Origin of the sequence: Halomonas sp. AOP43-A1-21, assembly GCF_052376775.1 — a bacterium.
Lineage (GTDB): Bacteria > Pseudomonadota > Gammaproteobacteria > Pseudomonadales > Halomonadaceae > Vreelandella > Vreelandella colorata.
Genome location: NZ_JBQSWC010000001.1, coordinates 271,397 through 288,154, shown reverse-complemented (window position 1 = coordinate 288,154; position 16,758 = coordinate 271,397). Strand labels below are relative to the sequence as shown.

At 53.8% G+C, this 16,758-nt stretch carries 17 protein-coding genes; 13 read left to right on the top strand and 4 right to left on the bottom strand.

From position 1 onward, the window contains the following. Both ACT3R7_RS01360 and ACT3R7_RS01355 read left to right on the top strand, forming a co-directional pair. Positions 1-878, top strand: an 878-nt coding sequence (locus tag ACT3R7_RS01360; protein WP_496198724.1) for a TRAP transporter large permease, incomplete at its 5' end; no start/stop codon positions are given. A 148-nt stretch (positions 879-1,026) separates the two neighbouring features. Then, a complete protein-coding gene (locus ACT3R7_RS01355; protein WP_192537061.1) occupies positions 1,027-1,764 on the top strand; it encodes an SIMPL domain-containing protein in 738 nt (245 codons plus the stop codon). Between the two features lie 454 nt (positions 1,765-2,218). On the opposite strand, the gene ACT3R7_RS01350 is transcribed toward ACT3R7_RS01355, so the two are convergent. Next, positions 2,219-3,088, bottom strand: a complete 870-nt coding sequence (locus ACT3R7_RS01350) for an AraC family transcriptional regulator (RefSeq protein ID WP_496198723.1) — start codon at positions 3,086-3,088, stop codon at positions 2,219-2,221. 127 nt (positions 3,089-3,215) lie between these two features. On the opposite strand from ACT3R7_RS01350, the gene ACT3R7_RS01345 reads away from it, so the two are divergent. Next, positions 3,216-4,361, top strand: coding sequence for an aminotransferase-like domain-containing protein (locus ACT3R7_RS01345; protein ID WP_018915641.1), 1,146 nt, complete (start codon positions 3,216-3,218; stop codon positions 4,359-4,361). A gap of 316 nt (positions 4,362-4,677) precedes the next feature. Here ACT3R7_RS01345 and greB read toward each other — a convergent pair whose 3' ends face one another. Then, positions 4,678-5,211: a transcription elongation factor GreB gene (gene greB, locus ACT3R7_RS01340; protein ID WP_441676217.1), complete on the bottom strand. Its 534-nt coding sequence runs from the start codon at positions 5,209-5,211 to the stop codon at positions 4,678-4,680. Between the two features lie 189 nt (positions 5,212-5,400). Here greB and ACT3R7_RS01335 point away from each other — a divergent pair, with 189 nt between their 5' ends. From ACT3R7_RS01335 to ACT3R7_RS01295, 9 genes are all read left to right on the top strand, one after another. Beyond that, positions 5,401-6,045, top strand: a complete 645-nt coding sequence (locus tag ACT3R7_RS01335) for a tetratricopeptide repeat protein (RefSeq protein ID WP_192537063.1) — start codon at positions 5,401-5,403, stop codon at positions 6,043-6,045. A gap of 74 nt (positions 6,046-6,119) precedes the next feature. Next, positions 6,120-6,794, top strand: a complete 675-nt coding sequence (locus tag ACT3R7_RS01330) for an NUDIX domain-containing protein (protein ID WP_441676216.1) — start codon at positions 6,120-6,122, stop codon at positions 6,792-6,794. Positions 6,795-6,796: 2 nt separating this feature from the next. Next, complete coding sequence (locus tag ACT3R7_RS01325) at positions 6,797-7,243, top strand: DUF1249 domain-containing protein (protein WP_441676215.1); 447 nt, start codon at positions 6,797-6,799, stop codon at positions 7,241-7,243. Then, on the top strand, positions 7,243-7,980 hold the full coding sequence (locus ACT3R7_RS01320) for a metallophosphoesterase (RefSeq protein WP_441676214.1): 738 nt from the start codon (positions 7,243-7,245) through the stop codon (positions 7,978-7,980). The genes ACT3R7_RS01325 and ACT3R7_RS01320 overlap by 1 nt, the downstream gene beginning before the upstream one ends. Positions 7,981-8,155: 175 nt before the next feature. Further along, on the top strand, positions 8,156-9,118 hold the full coding sequence (gene cysD, locus ACT3R7_RS01315; RefSeq protein WP_192537067.1) for a sulfate adenylyltransferase subunit CysD: 963 nt from the start codon (positions 8,156-8,158) through the stop codon (positions 9,116-9,118). Continuing rightward, positions 9,118-10,545 carry a sulfate adenylyltransferase subunit CysN gene (gene cysN / locus ACT3R7_RS01310; RefSeq protein ID WP_496198722.1) on the top strand — a complete coding sequence of 476 codons (1,428 nt, stop codon included), beginning with the start codon at positions 9,118-9,120 and terminating at the stop codon, positions 10,543-10,545. Before cysD ends, cysN begins: the two co-directional genes overlap by 1 nt. 167 nt (positions 10,546-10,712) lie before the next feature. Beyond that, on the top strand, positions 10,713-11,276 hold the full coding sequence (locus tag ACT3R7_RS01305) for a type 1 glutamine amidotransferase domain-containing protein (protein WP_192537069.1): 564 nt from the start codon (positions 10,713-10,715) through the stop codon (positions 11,274-11,276). A 62-nt stretch (positions 11,277-11,338) separates the two neighbouring features. Further along, positions 11,339-12,409, top strand: coding sequence for an App1 family protein phosphatidate phosphatase (locus ACT3R7_RS01300; protein ID WP_225736054.1), 1,071 nt, complete (start codon positions 11,339-11,341; stop codon positions 12,407-12,409). 81 nt (positions 12,410-12,490) lie between these two features. Next, positions 12,491-13,165: a zinc metallopeptidase gene (locus ACT3R7_RS01295; protein WP_496198721.1), complete on the top strand. Its 675-nt coding sequence runs from the start codon at positions 12,491-12,493 to the stop codon at positions 13,163-13,165. Positions 13,166-13,192: 27 nt separating this feature from the next. Here ACT3R7_RS01295 and cmoB read toward each other — a convergent pair whose 3' ends face one another. Further along, positions 13,193-14,185: a tRNA 5-methoxyuridine(34)/uridine 5-oxyacetic acid(34) synthase CmoB gene (cmoB, locus tag ACT3R7_RS01290; protein WP_496198720.1), complete on the bottom strand. Its 993-nt coding sequence runs from the start codon at positions 14,183-14,185 to the stop codon at positions 13,193-13,195. Then, positions 14,186-14,929 (bottom strand): carboxy-S-adenosyl-L-methionine synthase CmoA, encoded by a 744-nt coding sequence (gene cmoA, locus ACT3R7_RS01285; RefSeq protein WP_192537073.1) that lies wholly within the window; start codon positions 14,927-14,929, stop codon positions 14,186-14,188. 100 nt (positions 14,930-15,029) lie between these two features. Here cmoA and pgi point away from each other — a divergent pair, with 100 nt between their 5' ends. Continuing rightward, positions 15,030-16,727, top strand: a complete 1,698-nt coding sequence (gene pgi, locus ACT3R7_RS01280; protein ID WP_018915654.1) for a glucose-6-phosphate isomerase — start codon at positions 15,030-15,032, stop codon at positions 16,725-16,727. Positions 16,728-16,758: the final 31 nt, after the last annotated feature.

Here is a 16,758-nt window from a genome sequence, read left to right as displayed (position 1 = left end):
CTAGCGCGGTAACCGCAGCTTCGTCACTTATTACCTCGACTATTCCTCCCGGCATCGCCTTGATCGTGTATGGCTACGTCAATAATGTTTCCATTGGACGGCTTTTTCTTGCCGGTGTGGTTCCTGGCGTTTTGATGGCAATCAGCCTAATGGTGCTGGTGTCCTTCTTGTGTCGGCGTTACGGCTACCAGCCACCCCAGCGAGCGAAAGTAGCGCGTAAGGAGTGGATTAGCGTGACGCGTGCCGGTCTTATCGCTTTGATGCTGCCTCTGGTCGTTATTGGCGGTATCCGAATTGGCGTTTTTACGCCAACAGAGGCGGGGGCTATCGCGGTGCTTTATGCTCTCATCGTGGGTGTTTTCATTTATAAGCAGATGACTCCCAAGACGATAGCGCTGGCGACCAATGAGTCGCTTCTAGCATCCGTTAATGTGCTTTTCATCATTGCAGTGGCATCAGGTTTCGCACGCTTTCTTACCTGGGAACAAATTCCTCAGGAGATCGCTATGATGTTGTCTACCCAGGTTGGCAGTGCTATCGCCTTCCTATTGCTAGCTAACGTACTGTTATTGGTCTTAGGCATGTTTCTGGAAGGCAACGCCATTTTGATCGTACTTTCGCCGCTGCTGGCGCCGGTAGCTGCTCAATTTGGTGTGGATCCCGTTCACTTTGGTATTATTTTCATTATCAATGCCACCATTGGCACGATTACGCCGCCGTTAGGCACGGTGATGTTTACTACCTGCAGTATCACGGGAATTAACGTTTCATCCTTTATTCGCGCTGTCATGCCTTTCTGGCTGGTAATGGTAGGCATTTTGCTACTGGTGACATTCATTCCAGCGCTTTCATTGATGTTGCCTACACTGGTTTTCTAATCGCGGTGGTTTCTATGCACAGTAGGGGCAAGGGTGAAAAGGCTAGCTCAATATTTCCTCACACTTGCCACATTCGGCTGCCGACGGCATAACATTTCACCGCTATGATGCTGATAAGCATTGGGCAATTTAATGAACGTTGTGCGGGGTGGCCGTGATGGTTAGAAACAGCAGAAATATCGTGATGTTAGGCAGTGCTGTCGTGCTGGGTGGGTTGCTGGCGGTGGGGTTGGTTGGGGGCGGTAGCTACATCAAGCAGGCGGCCGAGGTATGGCAGCAGTCTTCGCGCAATGTCACGGTTCGTGGGTTGGCCGAGCGCGAAGTAGCGGCAGACCTGGTGTTGTGGCCGTTTAATTACAGCGTTAGCGCGAACAGTTTAAGTGACTTGGAAGAGCAGCTTTCCAATAATAACCAGGCAATTCGCCGCTTTCTGGAAGCCCAGGGGTTTGCTCCTGAACATATCAGCACCACGCCACCCAGGATTACCGATCAGTTCAGTAATCTATATGGCGGGCAGCGCCCTGATGAGCGCTACCGCGCAGAAGCCACGCTACTGCTGCGTTCGCCGGATGTAGAAGGGGTGATGCAGGCGATCCCCAGCACCTCGTCGCTGGTGCGCCAGGGCGTTTTACTCTCGCCCAGCTACGAGTATCAAACCGAATTCCTGTTTACCGGGCTGGAGGCGATCAAGCCCGAAATGATTGCCGAGGCCACTGCCGATGCGCGCAATGCCGCCCAGCAGTTTGCTGAAGACTCGGGAAGTCAGGTGGGCCAGATACGCCAGGCGACGCAGGGCTATTTCTCTATCGAGGATCTAGACAGCTATACGCCCAATATCAAGCGAGTTCGTGTGGTGACCACTATCGACTATGCATTAAAGGATTAGGATTTAAAGGCTCAGTTTTGAAGGGCTAGAGTCTAACCCTTTCCACGATCGCTGAAGCGTATGGAAACGTGAATGGTCATGCTGTTATTTCTCCTGCCGCTATTTCGGTGGATACTATTGGTTGGTTTGGGCCAGTGTCTTTATTACCTGAGTTTCAAGAGTAGGGCGTTAGGCTCAGGCTCATAAGGAGTGCTCTTACCGACCTTGAGGCGAGAGACGTTGCAGGTTGTGTCGTCCTCGGAGCCCTGAGTATTATGGACGCTTTGGACTCCAAGTTGTTGAAGCGCTAACTTTCCCAGGTGATCCGCTGGAATATTTTCAAGCTATATCTTTTAACGATCGCTTTTCAAAAGTTGGGTTGACATATCATGAGGCTTTGTTGGCGCAAGATTAATTGCTTAAGATAATGTCCTCGTCGTTTTGAACCTCGTGAGGTTTATATCTGAGATGCTAGCTAGAAAAAGCTGATTGGCAAATAAAACTCTAAATCAAAGGTCTCATCTTCGCTCAAAAACTGATTTTTATGATAGCGAACATAGCCTGGGGTGGAGCGCAGCTTAAATTTGGATGTGGGTAGCCAGGTTTTAAATACTTGACTGATTTGTGGCAGTAACTCTCCGTATTTGCCTGTTAAATGAAACACTGCATGAAGGCCTTCGGGTATCACAAGCTGACTGACGATTGAGTGTCGCGACACTGGTGTGTCGATCTCCAGACACGCGACATAGTGGCACTGCGCAAGTTCAACCCACGCAGGATTGGAGTGATGAAGTCCGTATTGCCGGTTGGTATCTCGCTGTTCCGCTTTGGCCCAGGCAATTAACGTCATCCAAGCCTCTTGAATTGAGCGGTTATAGCCATGATGGCGTTTATAAGCCACGAATCGAGTCGGCGTTTCTATAATTCGTGGAGAAGGTAATGCCTGGCCCGCGATAGATTGAAATCCGAGTGCGACATCAGGATCTTTCAGATAGTTTTTTTCCAACGAGGGTTGCTCTTGTTGCCGCCAGGTCGTGGGGGAGCAATGAAAAATACTATTGAAGGCTTTATTGAAAGATGAGGCTGAGCTAAATCCACATCGGTTGGCGATATCCAAAACCGAAGAGTGGCTATCAAACATGAGCTGATTGGCAGCGTACTCCATGCGAACGCGCCGAATGTATTGATGAATCGATTCTCCAACCACGCGTTTAAACAGTCGATGAAAATGCTGCTCAGAATACGCTGCAACATCTGCCAACGCTTTGGCGCTTAGCGGTCGACTAATATCCCTATGTATGTGAAATAGAACTTCGTTGATGCGGTTCTGATGCTGAATAGACACGGGGTACACCTGAATAAAGATTTCAATGCAGCATATATGGACAACATCTATAGCATAAACGGACAACTAAAGTCCCGTATGACTTTGTAGGATAAAGGTTCTTCAATACTGGCTCAGGACATTATCCATGCAGCTCGCCACGCCGTTCACACGAATGAAATCCTCCTTTATCCGGGAAATTCTGGCAGCTGCCCAGGATCCTGACGTCATTTCGCTTGCTGGCGGGTTGCCTGACGAAAAAACGTTTCCAGTTGAGCTTCTTAAGCCGACAATTGATCAGCTCACCAGCGACCTAAATCTATTTCAGTATGGCCCGACCCAAGGTTACGGGCAATTGGTAGGGCATCTAAATAAGCGATATCAATTGCCTGAACATCATAAGTTGCTAGTGACTACGGGATCTCAACAGGGGTTAGACCTTATTGCCCGGGCGTTTATCAATCCTGGTGATAAGGTTGTTTTAGAGGCACCCAGCTATTTGGGAGCCATGCAGGTGCTTAATTTTGTACAGGCCGACATTGTCCCTATTGCACAGAATGTAGAAGGACCTGACCTGAACGTACTGGAGCAGTGTTTTGTGCGTCATCAGCCGAAGCTGTTTTATGCTGTTCCTGACTTTCATAACCCGACAGGATTAAGCTGGCCGTTGGCGACACGCCAGGCAGTGGCGAAATTATGCCTTCGCTATCAGGTGACATTCGTTGAGGATGCCCCTTATCGCCCATTGCGTTTCACTGGAGACACGCTACCAATGGTATCGAGTTTTTGCCCGGATCAGGCATTGGTGCTGCGCTCATTTTCCAAGATTGCGTCACCGGGTATGCGTGTTGGGGCTGTATCTGGACCGGGACACTGGATAGACCCGTTGATTAAGGTAAAGCAGGGCGCTGATCTGCATTCTAGCCTACCTATTCAAGCCATGTTACTTGGATTGTTGGAGCATCCTGGTTTTGAGCAACATGTGGCAAACGTGTGCCAATTGTACCGAGGCCGCTATGCAGTGCTTCATAACGCATTAAAGCACCTAGAGACATTTGGGTGTTTTACCCAACCAATTGAAGGGGGAATGTTTGTTTGGCTAACTCTGCCCGAGTGTGACACTTTTACGCTGGCAAAAACACTCCTCGATCAAGGGGTGGCAACCGTACCCAGTGATGTGTTTTATTCCGGACAAAAAGGGGTATCTGCTTTGCGCCTCAACTTTACTAATAGCTCTCCAGAGAGCCTGAAAGAGGCAGTTGATAGAATGGCTGACGTCATCAAATTACTTTAGAGGTATGTTCGCGCCATGCGTAGGAATAATTACACAATCTGGCGTACCTCTGACTACAGAGTGGTCTATACGGTTTAAATACTTAAGCAATGAATTTTCCAGAGAAATGCCAAGGCCTATTGATCTTTCACATGGGAGCCCATAAAAAGCCGTAGATCAAAGCCTCCATGCTGTCATCGTTTCGCTTTAGCTTGTTGTAACGCGTCACGATGGTGCGATATGGCTTCTGTTGGTGTGAGAATCCTTTATTCTGAGAGCTTGCCCCTATCCTGCCAAATTCCAAACGTCAGAGCTCTAGGCGGTGTAGCGTCATGCACTAAAGCGAAGCATAGCGGATCGCGGTAACGGTGTAGAACACCTTCCCGTTTGGAGTAAGCACTTCTGCATCGTCATCGACCTGCTTGCCGAGAAGCGCTTTAGCCATTGGCGCGTCGATGCTGATCCAGCGCTTTTGGGTGTCGATCTCGTCGTGACCCACAATGCGAAGTTGCAGCGCTTCTCCCTCTTCATCTTCCAGATCGACAAAGGCTCCGAAGAAGGTTTTATCCAGATTCGCCGGTAGCCGGTCGACCACCTGCAGTTCATCCAAGCGTATTGTCAGGTAGCGAATCCGGGCAATCACGCGGTTCAGCTCTTTCTTGTTATACGTGTAATCAGCGTTTTCGGAACGATCGCCCAGTGCGGCGGCTTCGCCTACTTTTGTTGAGAGTTCGGGGCGTTTGACTCTGGACAAGTGATCCAAAATGCCGCGTAAACGCGCGGCGCCCTCAGCGGTAATCAAATTGCTTTTGGGTGCCTGGCGTGGATCTTTTGCCGGATCGCGCCAGCGGGTCATATTACGGCCTTTCATTCGCGTGCTCTCATTTCGGTAGGGGCGGCACTTTTAAGACACTTACTCTACGTGAAAAAAAGCCTCTTAGGTAAAAGCATGTTGAATGACCGGAGTCGCTAGCGAATCATTCAAACGTTCGTTACATTGTCGAGGTGGGCGATTTAACTCTTAAACGCTACGCTGATAAAAATAATCCAGGAGACTGTCATGCGCGCTATACCCGTTTCACGTTTACTGATTGCCACCGCCCTCAGCGGTACGCTGGCGCTTGCCTCGGCAACGGCCTTTGGCTACGAGAGCGAGCTTTTCTCGCTGAAGAATCGCTGGGAACATACGATGAGCGATCTGCCTGCCAACCAGCGCGAAAGCACCCTTAAAACCCTGGCGGATGAAGCAGCTACCCTGGTAAATGCGAACCCTGATCAGGCTGATCTGCTGGTCTGGCAAGGAATTATTCTGGCCTCTTATGCGCGTGAACGTGGTGGGTTTGGCGCATTGGGTGTAGCTGGTGATGCACGCGATGTGCTTGAGCGGGCCATTTCCCTCGACCCTCAGGGTGGCAACGGTTCTGCGTACGTCACGCTGGGCGCGCTTTACGACAACGTGCCGGGGCGCCCGATCAGTTTTGGCAGCAGCGATAAAGCCCGGCAAATGTTTCAGCGCGCCGTCGAGGTTCGCCCTGACGGCATCGATGTCAACTACTACTACGCCGAGTTCTTGCTTGATGAAGGCGATACTAATGCGGCCCGCGAGCACGCCGAGCGCGCAGTGAACGGCACCCCGCGTGCGCAGCGCGAGCTTTCTGACGAAGCGCTGCGCCGCGATGCCCAGGCCATGTTGAACCGTCTATAATCCCTCCTGGCCAGATTGGCATTCCCGGTAGCAAGCACTGATAATAGAACGATTGTTATCACCGGGAGTGCCTCATGGCATCCAGCGTTGAAAAAGTATCATTAAACACACCGCTTCTGAGCCTTGACGATGTTGAGCTGCTCAAGCGCGAGACGCTCTATGAGGGTTTTTTCCGCTTAGAAAAGATGGAGCTTCGCCATCGCCTTTTTGAAGGTGGCTGGAGCAAACCCATGCACCGCGAAGTGCATAGCCGACACGATGCGGTGGGAGTATTGCTTTATGACCCCGCACGCGATGCGCTGGTACTGGTTGAGCAGTTTCGCGCGGGTGCAGTAAATGATCCCGTTTCCCCCTGGAAACTTGAATTCGTAGCGGGCCTGATTGATAAAGATGAGTCGCTTGAAGATGTTGCCCGGCGTGAGTCGCTGGAAGAAGCAGGCTGCAAAGTAGGGCCGTTAACCCTGATACATACCTATTACCCAAGCCCCGGGGCCTGCAATGAGCGTGTAACGCTGTTTTGTGGGCTGGTTGATACGCAGGGCGTAAGCGGTATTCATGGTCTTGATGAAGAACATGAAGATATTCGCGTTCACGTGGTGTCTTTTCCCACTGCTTGGGAACTCTTGGCGCTGGGGAGACTCGACAACGCCATGTGTTTGATAGGACTGCACTGGCTCAATGGCCAACGCGCCTCCTTGCGCGCGTCGTCCCAGCGAGCCCTCACCTCAAGCGAAAACCACGAGGAGTGAGCATGGCAAGAACAGCCTATGTCACCGATTTAAAGTCGCTCCAAGGGGAGTGCAGCGCCAACTATCTGCGTTTATTGCGCCTAGTTGATGATATGGAGAGCGGGCAACGCCGCGAGATCGCTCTAAGTAGTGATGAACAGCACTTTGGCGATTTGCAGCTTAAGGTACTGGAGCATGCACCTTACACCACTATGGTAGAGGTCACTCAGAGTGGTCCGCTGGATGCGGTTATGGAAGGTCCGCGCATGCGCGTTCACCTATATCATGATGTGCGTATGGCGGAAGTCACGGATTTTCAGCGCCAGCGCCACTTCAGTGGCCGCTATCGCTATCCTAATGCGCACATGCATCAGCCTGACGAAAAACTACAGCTCAATCGCTTTTTGGGCGAATGGTTAGCCCACGGGCTGGCCCATGGTCACACCTACGATTTACCGGAGATGCGCTAATGCGCCTGGTGCAGATAACCGATGCCCACTTGTATGCTGATATCAATGCACGCTCGCGCGCCGGTGTGCCGTGGCTGCATTTTCAACGCGTTCTCGCGGCAGCGGTTGCCGAACGCCCGGATATCATCGTATTGACGGGGGATGTCAGCCAGGACGAAACCGCCGCGTCGTATACGCTTGCCAGCGACGCACTGGCGAGTTTGCCCTGCCCGTGGTTTTGGCTGCCGGGCAATCACGACCAGATCGATCTGATGCGCGCCGAGCATCCGCTACTAGAAGCGGTTGATATGCAGCAATGGCGCCTGCTGCTGCTTAATACACAGGTGGCAGGCCAACCCCATGGAGAGTTGGGCAGCGAGCGGCTGAAGGCGTTGTCTGCACTACTTAAAGAGGACGACCGGCCCGTGCTGATCGCCATGCATCATCCGCCGGTAGACGTTGGCGCTAGCTGGATGGATGCTATGGGTTTGCAGGACCGGGAGGCGTTTTGGCAGGTGCTGAGCGCTTACCAGCAGGTCAAGATCGTACTGTTCGGCCACGCGCATCAGGCGTATGCCCAGCACATCGGGTTAGCGGATGGCGGACGTGTAGACGTCTATGGTTGCCCGGCGATGTCGGATCAGTTTATGCCGGGTGCCGAAACGTTCACCATCGATGAAGCCTCAAGGCCTGGTTATCGAGTAGTGGATCTTAACGGTGAAGAGTGGCAAACCTGGGTTGAACGCGTTGATGTCTAGACGATATCACGCTTTCTATGTTGCTTATTTCATAAAAGAATAAAAAGATAGTTATTAATTCTTTTGGGTTATTATTAACTCGGCGTTACTCTACTCACAATCGAGCGTATAACGTTTTAATTCAGCGTGTACTGCAAGCTTATAAGAATCGGCTTGTTTTGTGAGGTAGTAGACCATGACTCAGTTCTCCACACTCTCTTCGACGCCGCGGCGTGAGGTGCCTGGCGCACTTGATGCCGCGCGTCAAACGCACCTAAAACAGCTAGAAGCCGAGTCCATTCACATCATTCGTGAAGTGGCGGCTGAATTCAGTAACCCGGTCATGCTGTATTCGATCGGTAAAGACTCCTCGGTGATGCTGCATCTGGCGCGTAAGGCATTTTATCCCGGTACGCCGCCGTTTCCCCTGATGCACGTGGATACCACCTGGAAGTTTCGCGAAATGATCGAGTTTCGTAACCGCATGGCCTCCGAAGCGGGCATGGAGCTGATCGTGCACACCAACGAAGAGGGGCGGGCAGCCAATATCAACCCGTTCGACCATGGCAGCGCGAAATATACCGATATTATGAAAACCCAGGCGCTTAAGCAGGCGCTGGACAAGTACGGTTTTGATGCCGCTTTCGGCGGTGCCCGGCGCGATGAGGAAGCCTCGCGCGCCAAGGAGCGCGTCTACTCCTTCCGCGACAAGTACCACCGCTGGGACCCCAAAAATCAGCGCCCGGAGCTTTGGAACGTTTACAACGCCAAGGTCAACAAGGGGGAATCAATTCGCGTGTTCCCGCTTTCCAACTGGACAGAGCTTGATATCTGGCAGTACATCTATCTGGAGTCGATTCCGATTGTACCGCTGTACTTCTCCGCCAAGCGCCCGATAGTCGAGCGTGACGGCATGCAGGTCATGGTGGATGACGACCGTCTGCCGCTGGCGCCAGGTGAAGTGCCCGAAGAGAAATCAGTGCGCTTTAGAACGCTTGGCTGCTATCCGCTGACCGGTGCGGTGGAATCAGAAGCCGCAACGCTTCCGGAAATCATTCAGGAAATGCTCCTGACCCGGACTAGCGAGCGCAGTGGCCGCGCCATCGATCGCGATCAGGTAGGTTCCATGGAGAAGAAAAAGCGCGAGGGGTACTTCTGATGTCTCACCAGTCCAATTTGATCGCCGACAATATCGAGCAGTACCTGCACGAGCACGAGAACAAGGACCTCTTGCGGTTCATTACCTGCGGCAGTGTGGACGACGGCAAGTCAACGCTGATCGGCCGCTTGCTGCACGACTCCAAGATGATTTTTGAAGATCAGCTCGCCGCGATTACCCTGGCCTCCAAGACCAGCGGTACCACTGGCGATACGGTGGATCTGGCGCTGTTGGTCGATGGTTTGCAGTCCGAGCGCGAGCAGGGCATTACCATTGATGTGGCCTACCGGTTCTTCTCCACAGATAAGCGCAAATTTATCATTGCCGATACGCCAGGGCATGAGCAGTACACGCGTAACATGGCCACCGGCGCCTCTACGGCAAGCCTGGCGATTATCCTGATTGACGCGCGTTACGGTGTGCAGACCCAAACGCGCCGGCACAGCTTTATTGCTGATCTGTTGGGTATTCAGCACTTGGTAATTGCCGTCAATAAGATGGATTTAGTCGGCTTTTCCGAGCAGCGCTTTGCAGAAATCAAAGCGGAATACCACGCGTTTGCCACCAATTTGCAGGCACGTGACATTCAGTTTGTACCCATGTCGGCGCTAAACGGCGATAACGTGGTTAACCGTAGTGAACATACCCCGTGGTATAGCGGTGAAACGCTGATTGAATTACTCGAAAATACCCAAATCAGCCAGGATGACAATCTGACGGATCTGCGTTTGCCCGTGCAGTACGTCAATCGGCCGAACCTGGATTTTCGTGGCTACTGCGGCACGCTGGCTGCTGGCGTTCTGCGCCCAGGTCAGGCGGTAAAAGCCCTGCCTTCAGGCAAGGTGTCAAAAGTGGCGCGGATAGTTACTTTTGATGGTGATTTGAGTGAAGCCTACCCGGGGCAGGCCATCACCGTGACGCTTGAAGACGAAATCGATATTTCCCGGGGTGATTGGCTGGTGAGCGCAAAGGCCGACGTACCGCTTTCCAATGCGTTTACCGCCGACGTGGTCTGGATGCACGAAGAAGCGCTGAAGCCGGGTAAGCTCTACGACTTTAAACTCGCGACCCGCGATCTTTCCGGGCAGGTCAGTGCGATCGAGTATCAGGTCGACGTCAACACGCTTGAAAAACACGCCACTGACGTATTAGAGCTTAATGCGATTGCGCGCTGCGAAATTGAACTTACCGCTACGGTGCCGATCGATAATTATCGCAACAGCCCTAAAACGGGTAGCTTTATCATCGTCGACCGACTAACCAACGTTACAGTAGGCGCGGGGATGATACGTGCGGTAGCCGCGCATAGCGCTACTGATGCATCCACTACCGATTGGACTGCCTTTGAGCGTGACCTGAACGCGCTGGTGCGCAAGCACTTCCCGCATTGGGAAGCTAAAGACATTAACGCCTTATTCAAGCGCTAAATTACGTTTGATCAATACCTTAGCCCGCTTCGTTAGAAGTGGGCTTTTTCGTATCTGTTAAATTAAGAAAGGCTAAGCAATAGGGCCATTCGCTTGACGCTCACTCAGGATGCGCCACACTAATAGGGCGTTTTTAACGCACACCTCATCACGAAAAGGAGAGCATGATGAACCAAGCACTGAATGGTAAACGTGTCGCTATTGTTGCCGCCGATGGTTTTGAAGAGGCTGAATTAAGCTCACCGCGCGATGCGCTCAAAAATGCCGGTGTCGAAGTACATATTGTGACGCCTGATGGTAAAGGTATTCGTGCCTGGGCTGAAACAGATTGGGGCGATACCTACGAGGCTGATAAAGCGCTTGCCGATGTTAACGAATCCGATTACCACGCTTTGGTACTGCCGGGTGGCTTGTTTAACCCAGACGAGCTGCGAGTTAATGAAGACGCGTTAAGCTTCGTAAAAGCATTTTTCCAGGCCGGTAAGCCCGTAGCTGCTATTTGCCACGCCCCGTGGATTTTAATCAATGCCGGTGTGGTTGATGGACGTCGGCTGACGTCGGTGCCTAGCATCGCGCAGGATTTACGTAATGCTGGCGCTGAGTGGGTCGATGAAAAAGTCGTGGTGGATAGTGGTTTTGTCACCAGCCGAACGCCTAAAGACCTAGACGCCTTCAATGCCAAACTCTTGGAAGAGCTTCAAGAAGGTCGTCATTCTGGTCAGCACGCTTAATGTCGTGGTTTAGCCCGTGGGCAAGCTTTGTAAAAAGGCTTGTCCATACTGCTGCAAAACCCATGAAGCGAGACCGTGGCCGCGGGGGGATGGTTGTTCATCCTTACCGCGGCTACGGCTCGTCTGAAGAAGTGTTCGTAATGGGGCGGGTATTTCGCCAAGCCGCCCTTGGCCGCGCTATTCCGCGACGCGGCATGTTGCGTGATACGGCCGACGTTACCCGACGAATTTTTCGCCGCGGCCTCGCTAATGCACAGGTGGACATTAGCATCGGTCAAAACCAGCTAACGTTGATGACTGATCGGGACGGATATTTCGATGCACACCTTCCGATTACCCATTCGCTGCCTATCGATGTTTCCTGGCATCGAGCGGATATCATGGTGCATGCAGAAAACCAGTCGCCTGTACGTACTAACGTTGAGGTATACGTACCGCCACCGGAAACAGATCTGCTGATCATTAGCGATATTGATGACACCGTCATGTTTACCGGCGTTGCCGAAAAGCTGAAGATGCTTTATCGCCTCTTTGTACGCAAACCGCATCGGCGCACGGCATTTCCAGGTGTCGCCTCGCTATATCAGGCCCTGCACCGCGGCGAAAGTGAGAAGGCCGAACGACCCATTTTGTATGTATCCCGCGGGCCCTGGGCTATTTACGAAATGCTCGAAACGTTCTTTCAGCTCAACCGGATTCCGGTTGGCCCGATCCTGTTTCTACGCGAGTGGGGGATTTCATTACGTCACCCCTGGCCGCGTCGTGCCGAGGATCACAAGCGCATGTTAATTGATCGAATGTTGACGCTGTTCGATGAGCTACCGTGCATTTTGATTGGCGATAGTGGGCAACACGACCCAGAAGTGTATGCCGAGATCGTCAAGGCTTACCCTGGGCGTATCAAAGCTATCTATATCCGTCGCGTGGATAAAGACCCTGAACGCGAACAGGCTATTCAACGGCTTCGTGATGAACTGGTAGATTCCCAGTGCGACTTGGTACTCGCCCCCGACAGCGTATTGATTGCTGAGCACGCCCACGCCAATGGCGATATTTCGGCGCGTGGCCTACAGGCAGTCGAGCGCGATGTAAAAGAGCATCTCGAAGAAGAGCGCCGTGAAGCGCAAGGGTAAGCCTTGCCTTAACGTCGTTGTTGTCTGACCATGATAAAACGAAGCTTTCCACTATCCTCCCATTTCGGATGCTAAGTCATCATGGTCGTTCTACTCATCGTGCTGTTACTCGCGGTTTTTATACTGCCCAACGTATGGGCAAAGTGGGTGCTTAAGCGTCACCAGCGCGGCCGCGACGATTACCCGGGTACCGGGGCCGAGCTTGCCGAGCATTTGCTGCGGCGCCTGGGTGTCGATGAAGTAAGCGTTGAACGGACCGAGTTTGGCGATCATTACGATCCTGAAACGCGCTGTGTGCGCCTTTCGCCCGATCATTACGATGGGCGGTCACTCACGGCGGTAACCGTTGCCGCCCATGAAGTGGGTCATGCCATACAGCATCATCAAGGCTATGCGCCGCTGCTGGCGCGCGGCCGCTTGGTGGGCGTTGCCCAAAAGGCAGAAAAGATGGGGGCCATTCTAATGATGGCCGCGCCGTTTTTATTCTTGTTGACGCGCGTGCCGGGCGGTTTGGCGTTAGTGATTGGCATGGCGGTGATTAGCTTCGGTACCGCCGCGTTGGTTCACCTGGTGACGCTACCAGTTGAATTCGATGCCAGCTTCAACCGCGCACTGCCGCTTTTAAAAGATTATGTCCCACCTTACGACATGGCGGGGGCGCGTCACATGTTACCCGCCTGTGCGTTTACCTATGTCGCGGCTTCACTTGCCAGCATGTTGAACCTGGGCCGCTGGCTGGTGATCTTGCGCCGTTAAGCGCTATTCTCAAACGCTGTTTACAGCTTATTCCGGCTTGTTAGCCATGATCACCACCCGCCGTGGCGCGGGGTAGCCTTCGATGGTGCGGGTGCGGTCGTTGGGGTCTAAAAAGTCCGCCAGCGACTGATAGGTCATCCACTCGGTGGAGCGCTGCTCGTCAAGCATGGTGACTGCCTCATCGACCACGCGGATATTGGTAAAGCCGCAGCGGCTAAGCCAGTGGCAAAGCGCCTTGGAAGAGGGCAGGAAGTAGACGTTGGGCATCGCGGCGTAGCGCTCGCCGGGCACGAAGACCGTTTGCTCGTCGCCTTCGACCACCAGCGTTTCCAATACCAGCTCGCCACCCGGCGCGAGCGCGGCTTTCAACTGCTGAAGATGTTCAAGCGGCGAAGGGCGGTGGTACAGCACGCCCATGGAGAACACGGTATCGAAAAAGCCGAGGTTTTCCGGTACGTCCTCGATACCCACGGGAAGGAACTGAGTGCGCCCGCCATCGGCATCGCCTACAAAATGGCGCACCGCCTGAAACTGCCAGTAAAACCGCGGCGAAGGATCAATCACCAACACGAATGCAGCCCCAGCACCGGTCATTCGCCAGGCGTGATAGCCGCTGCCGCCGCCGACATCCAGCACCTTGCGGTACTTGAGCGGCGCTAGATGAGGCGCGACGCGCTGCCACTTCCAGTCGGAGCGCCACTCGGTCTTGATATCAATGCCGCCCAGCTGAAAAGGGCCTTTGCGCCACGGAGCCAGCTTACGCAGCAGGTTAAAACACTGGCGCTGTTGGCTATCGCTGAGCGCAAGCTCCACCGTTACCGTATCGCTATCGAGCTGAACGTCGCGCTGTGCAGGTAGAGGTGGCAGTTTGGCCACGGCTTTTTCCCAGGCCGGCAGATCGCCATGGCGCTGGCGGTCAAGCCCCCGGGCCAGCTGCTCGGGTAATTTAGCCAGCCAAGTCGTTAAGCCCTGGTCTAAAAATGCCTGATAAAGCGCACGGTGATCATCAGGGAGTTCCACTTAGCTCTCCTTAAACGCAATGACAGAGGCAAAGTTCAGGTACTGGAACCACGTTACCGTACGTGGGAAGCCTGCCTGCTGTAAGCGCTGATGCAGCGCATCCAACGTATCGGGCACTAACACGTTTTCAAGCGCGGTACGCTTTTGGCTGATCTCCATGTCGCTATAACCGTTGGCGCGCTTGAAGTCGTGGTAGCGCTCGACCCGCCATGCATTATCCCGCTCATCTACATCAACGGTTTTTTCGGATAACACCAGCACGCCGCCGGGCTCAAGGGCGTCAAACAGCTGCTTTAATAGCGCATCCCGGTCGGCGGGGGGCAAAAACTGCAACGTAAAGTTAAGAATGATCATGCCTGATGGCGCATACTCGAGCGTGCGAATATCGGCTTCTTCCACGCTCATGGCATGTTCAGGGCACTCTTCACTGAACGTTTGCCGGGCACGCTCCACCATGGCGGGCGAAAGATCGACACCCGTATAGCGAAACGCATCAGGTTTCAGCGCGCCTGCCAGAGCGAGGCCCGAGGCGCCGAGCGAGCAGCCCAGGTCATAGACGTGACCGCCATGGCGAAGGTGGCGCTGGGCAATCAGGCTCAGCATACCCAGGATCTGGCCGTAGCCCGGTACCGAGCGGCGGATCATGTCAGGGAAGCAGGCAACCACCTGCTCATCGAAAGAGAAGCGCGCCACTCGATCAAGGGGTGTCGAAAAGATAGCGTCACGGTAAGATGCATTACTCATTGGCAAGCCGGGGGTCATCAAAAGGGGGTAATAGTTTACGCGCCCTACTTTGACCAGAACAGACCCGAGCTGCATGGTTCGACGCCACAGGAGACGGCAAATGGCCTCAGCATCACGCGCTACCCCCGATAAACTGCCCGCTTGGCAGACACTAAAACAGCATGCCGAGGAACTTAAAAGCGTTCATTTAAAGACGCTGTTTGGCTCGGATCGCAGTCGTTGGTCACACTTTACCCGTCATGTGTCAGGTTTGACGCTGGATCTTTCCAAGCAGCGCTGGGATGACGATACGTTAGAGCACCTGTTGGCCTTGGCCCAGGATGCCGGCGTGCCGGGTGCCATCGATGCTCTGCTGAGCGGTAAGCGGGTTAACGTCAGCGAGAACCGCCCGGCGCTGCATACCGCGCTGCGGTTACCGGCCGATGCGACGCTGAACGTTGAAGGCGAAGACGTAGTGGCGGGGGTTCAGGAAAGTCTGGCGCAAATGGAGCGCTTGGTGTGCCGTTTGCACGCCGGGCAGTGGCGCGGGGCAACGGGCAAGCCCATCCGCCATGTGGTGAATTTAGGCGTCGGCGGTTCGGACCTAGGGCCGTTAATGGTGACGCACGCACTGGCTGACTACCGGCCTGAGAATATTCATCCCGTTGAGGTGCATTTTGCCTCGACAATGGATGGTTCGCAGCTGGCCGATTATTTAGGGCGTCTAAATCCCGAAACGACCATCTTTGTGCTCTCCTCAAAGTCGTTTACCACCATTGATACGCTTTCCAACGCCAATACGGCCAGAGACTGGCTGTTGGGCCGTTTAACTCAGCATAGTGATTTTGTCAGCGCTCCACCGGTGAGCGCTGAGCTTATTGTGCGCCAACACTTTATCGGCGTGTCGGCCAGCCCCGAAAAAATGAGCGAGTGGGGGATTGCGCCAGACCACCAGCTTAAATTCTGGGAGTGGGTAGGCGGGCGCTACTCGCTGTGGGGCACGATTGGTTTGCCGATTGCCCTGGTCGTGGGTATGGCGCATTTTCGCGAACTGCTGGCCGGTGCCCATGCCATGGACCGCCACTTCAGTGAAGCGCCCATGGAAGACAATCTGCCAGTACTGCTGGCCCTGGCCGGTATCTGGAACGTTAACTTTCTGGATATCCGGGCCCACTCGATCCTGCCTTACGATGGCCGCCTGGAATATTTTGCCGCCTATCTTGAGCAGTTGGAGATGGAGTCCAACGGCAAGTCGGTCACCCGCCAGGGCCAGGCGGTCAGCTATTCGACCTGCCCGGTACTTTGGGGGCAGCTGGGCCCCAACGCCCAGCACGCGTTTTATCAATTGCTTCACCAGGGCACCCAGTCGGTTGTGTGTGACTTTATCGCCCCGCTCAAGCGTTATGATGAGGTCGAAGACCCGGACACCCGCCGCCACCTTAAAGCACAGCACCGGCTGGCGCTTGCCAACTGCTTCGCCCAATCCCGCGTTCTAATGCTGGGCGATGACGCGTTAGAAGATGATGGACCACGCCCTGAGCACAAACGCTACCGCGGCAACCAGCCATCGACCACAGTGCTGCTGGATAAGCTTACCCCTCACAGCCTGGGCGCTTTGATTGCGCTTTATGAGCACAAGGTGTTCGTGCAAGCGGTCATCTGGGATATCAATCCGTTTGACCAGTGGGGTGTGGAGCTTGGCAAGCAGATTGCAACCGATACCCAGGCGATTATCGACGGCGAAGGCGATGTCTCGCGTATGGATGCCTCCAGCCGCGGCTTGATCGAAGCGTTCTGGGCCGCCGAACAGGATAAGTAGCTGCTGCGGCCGATATAAATGCATGCAGCAC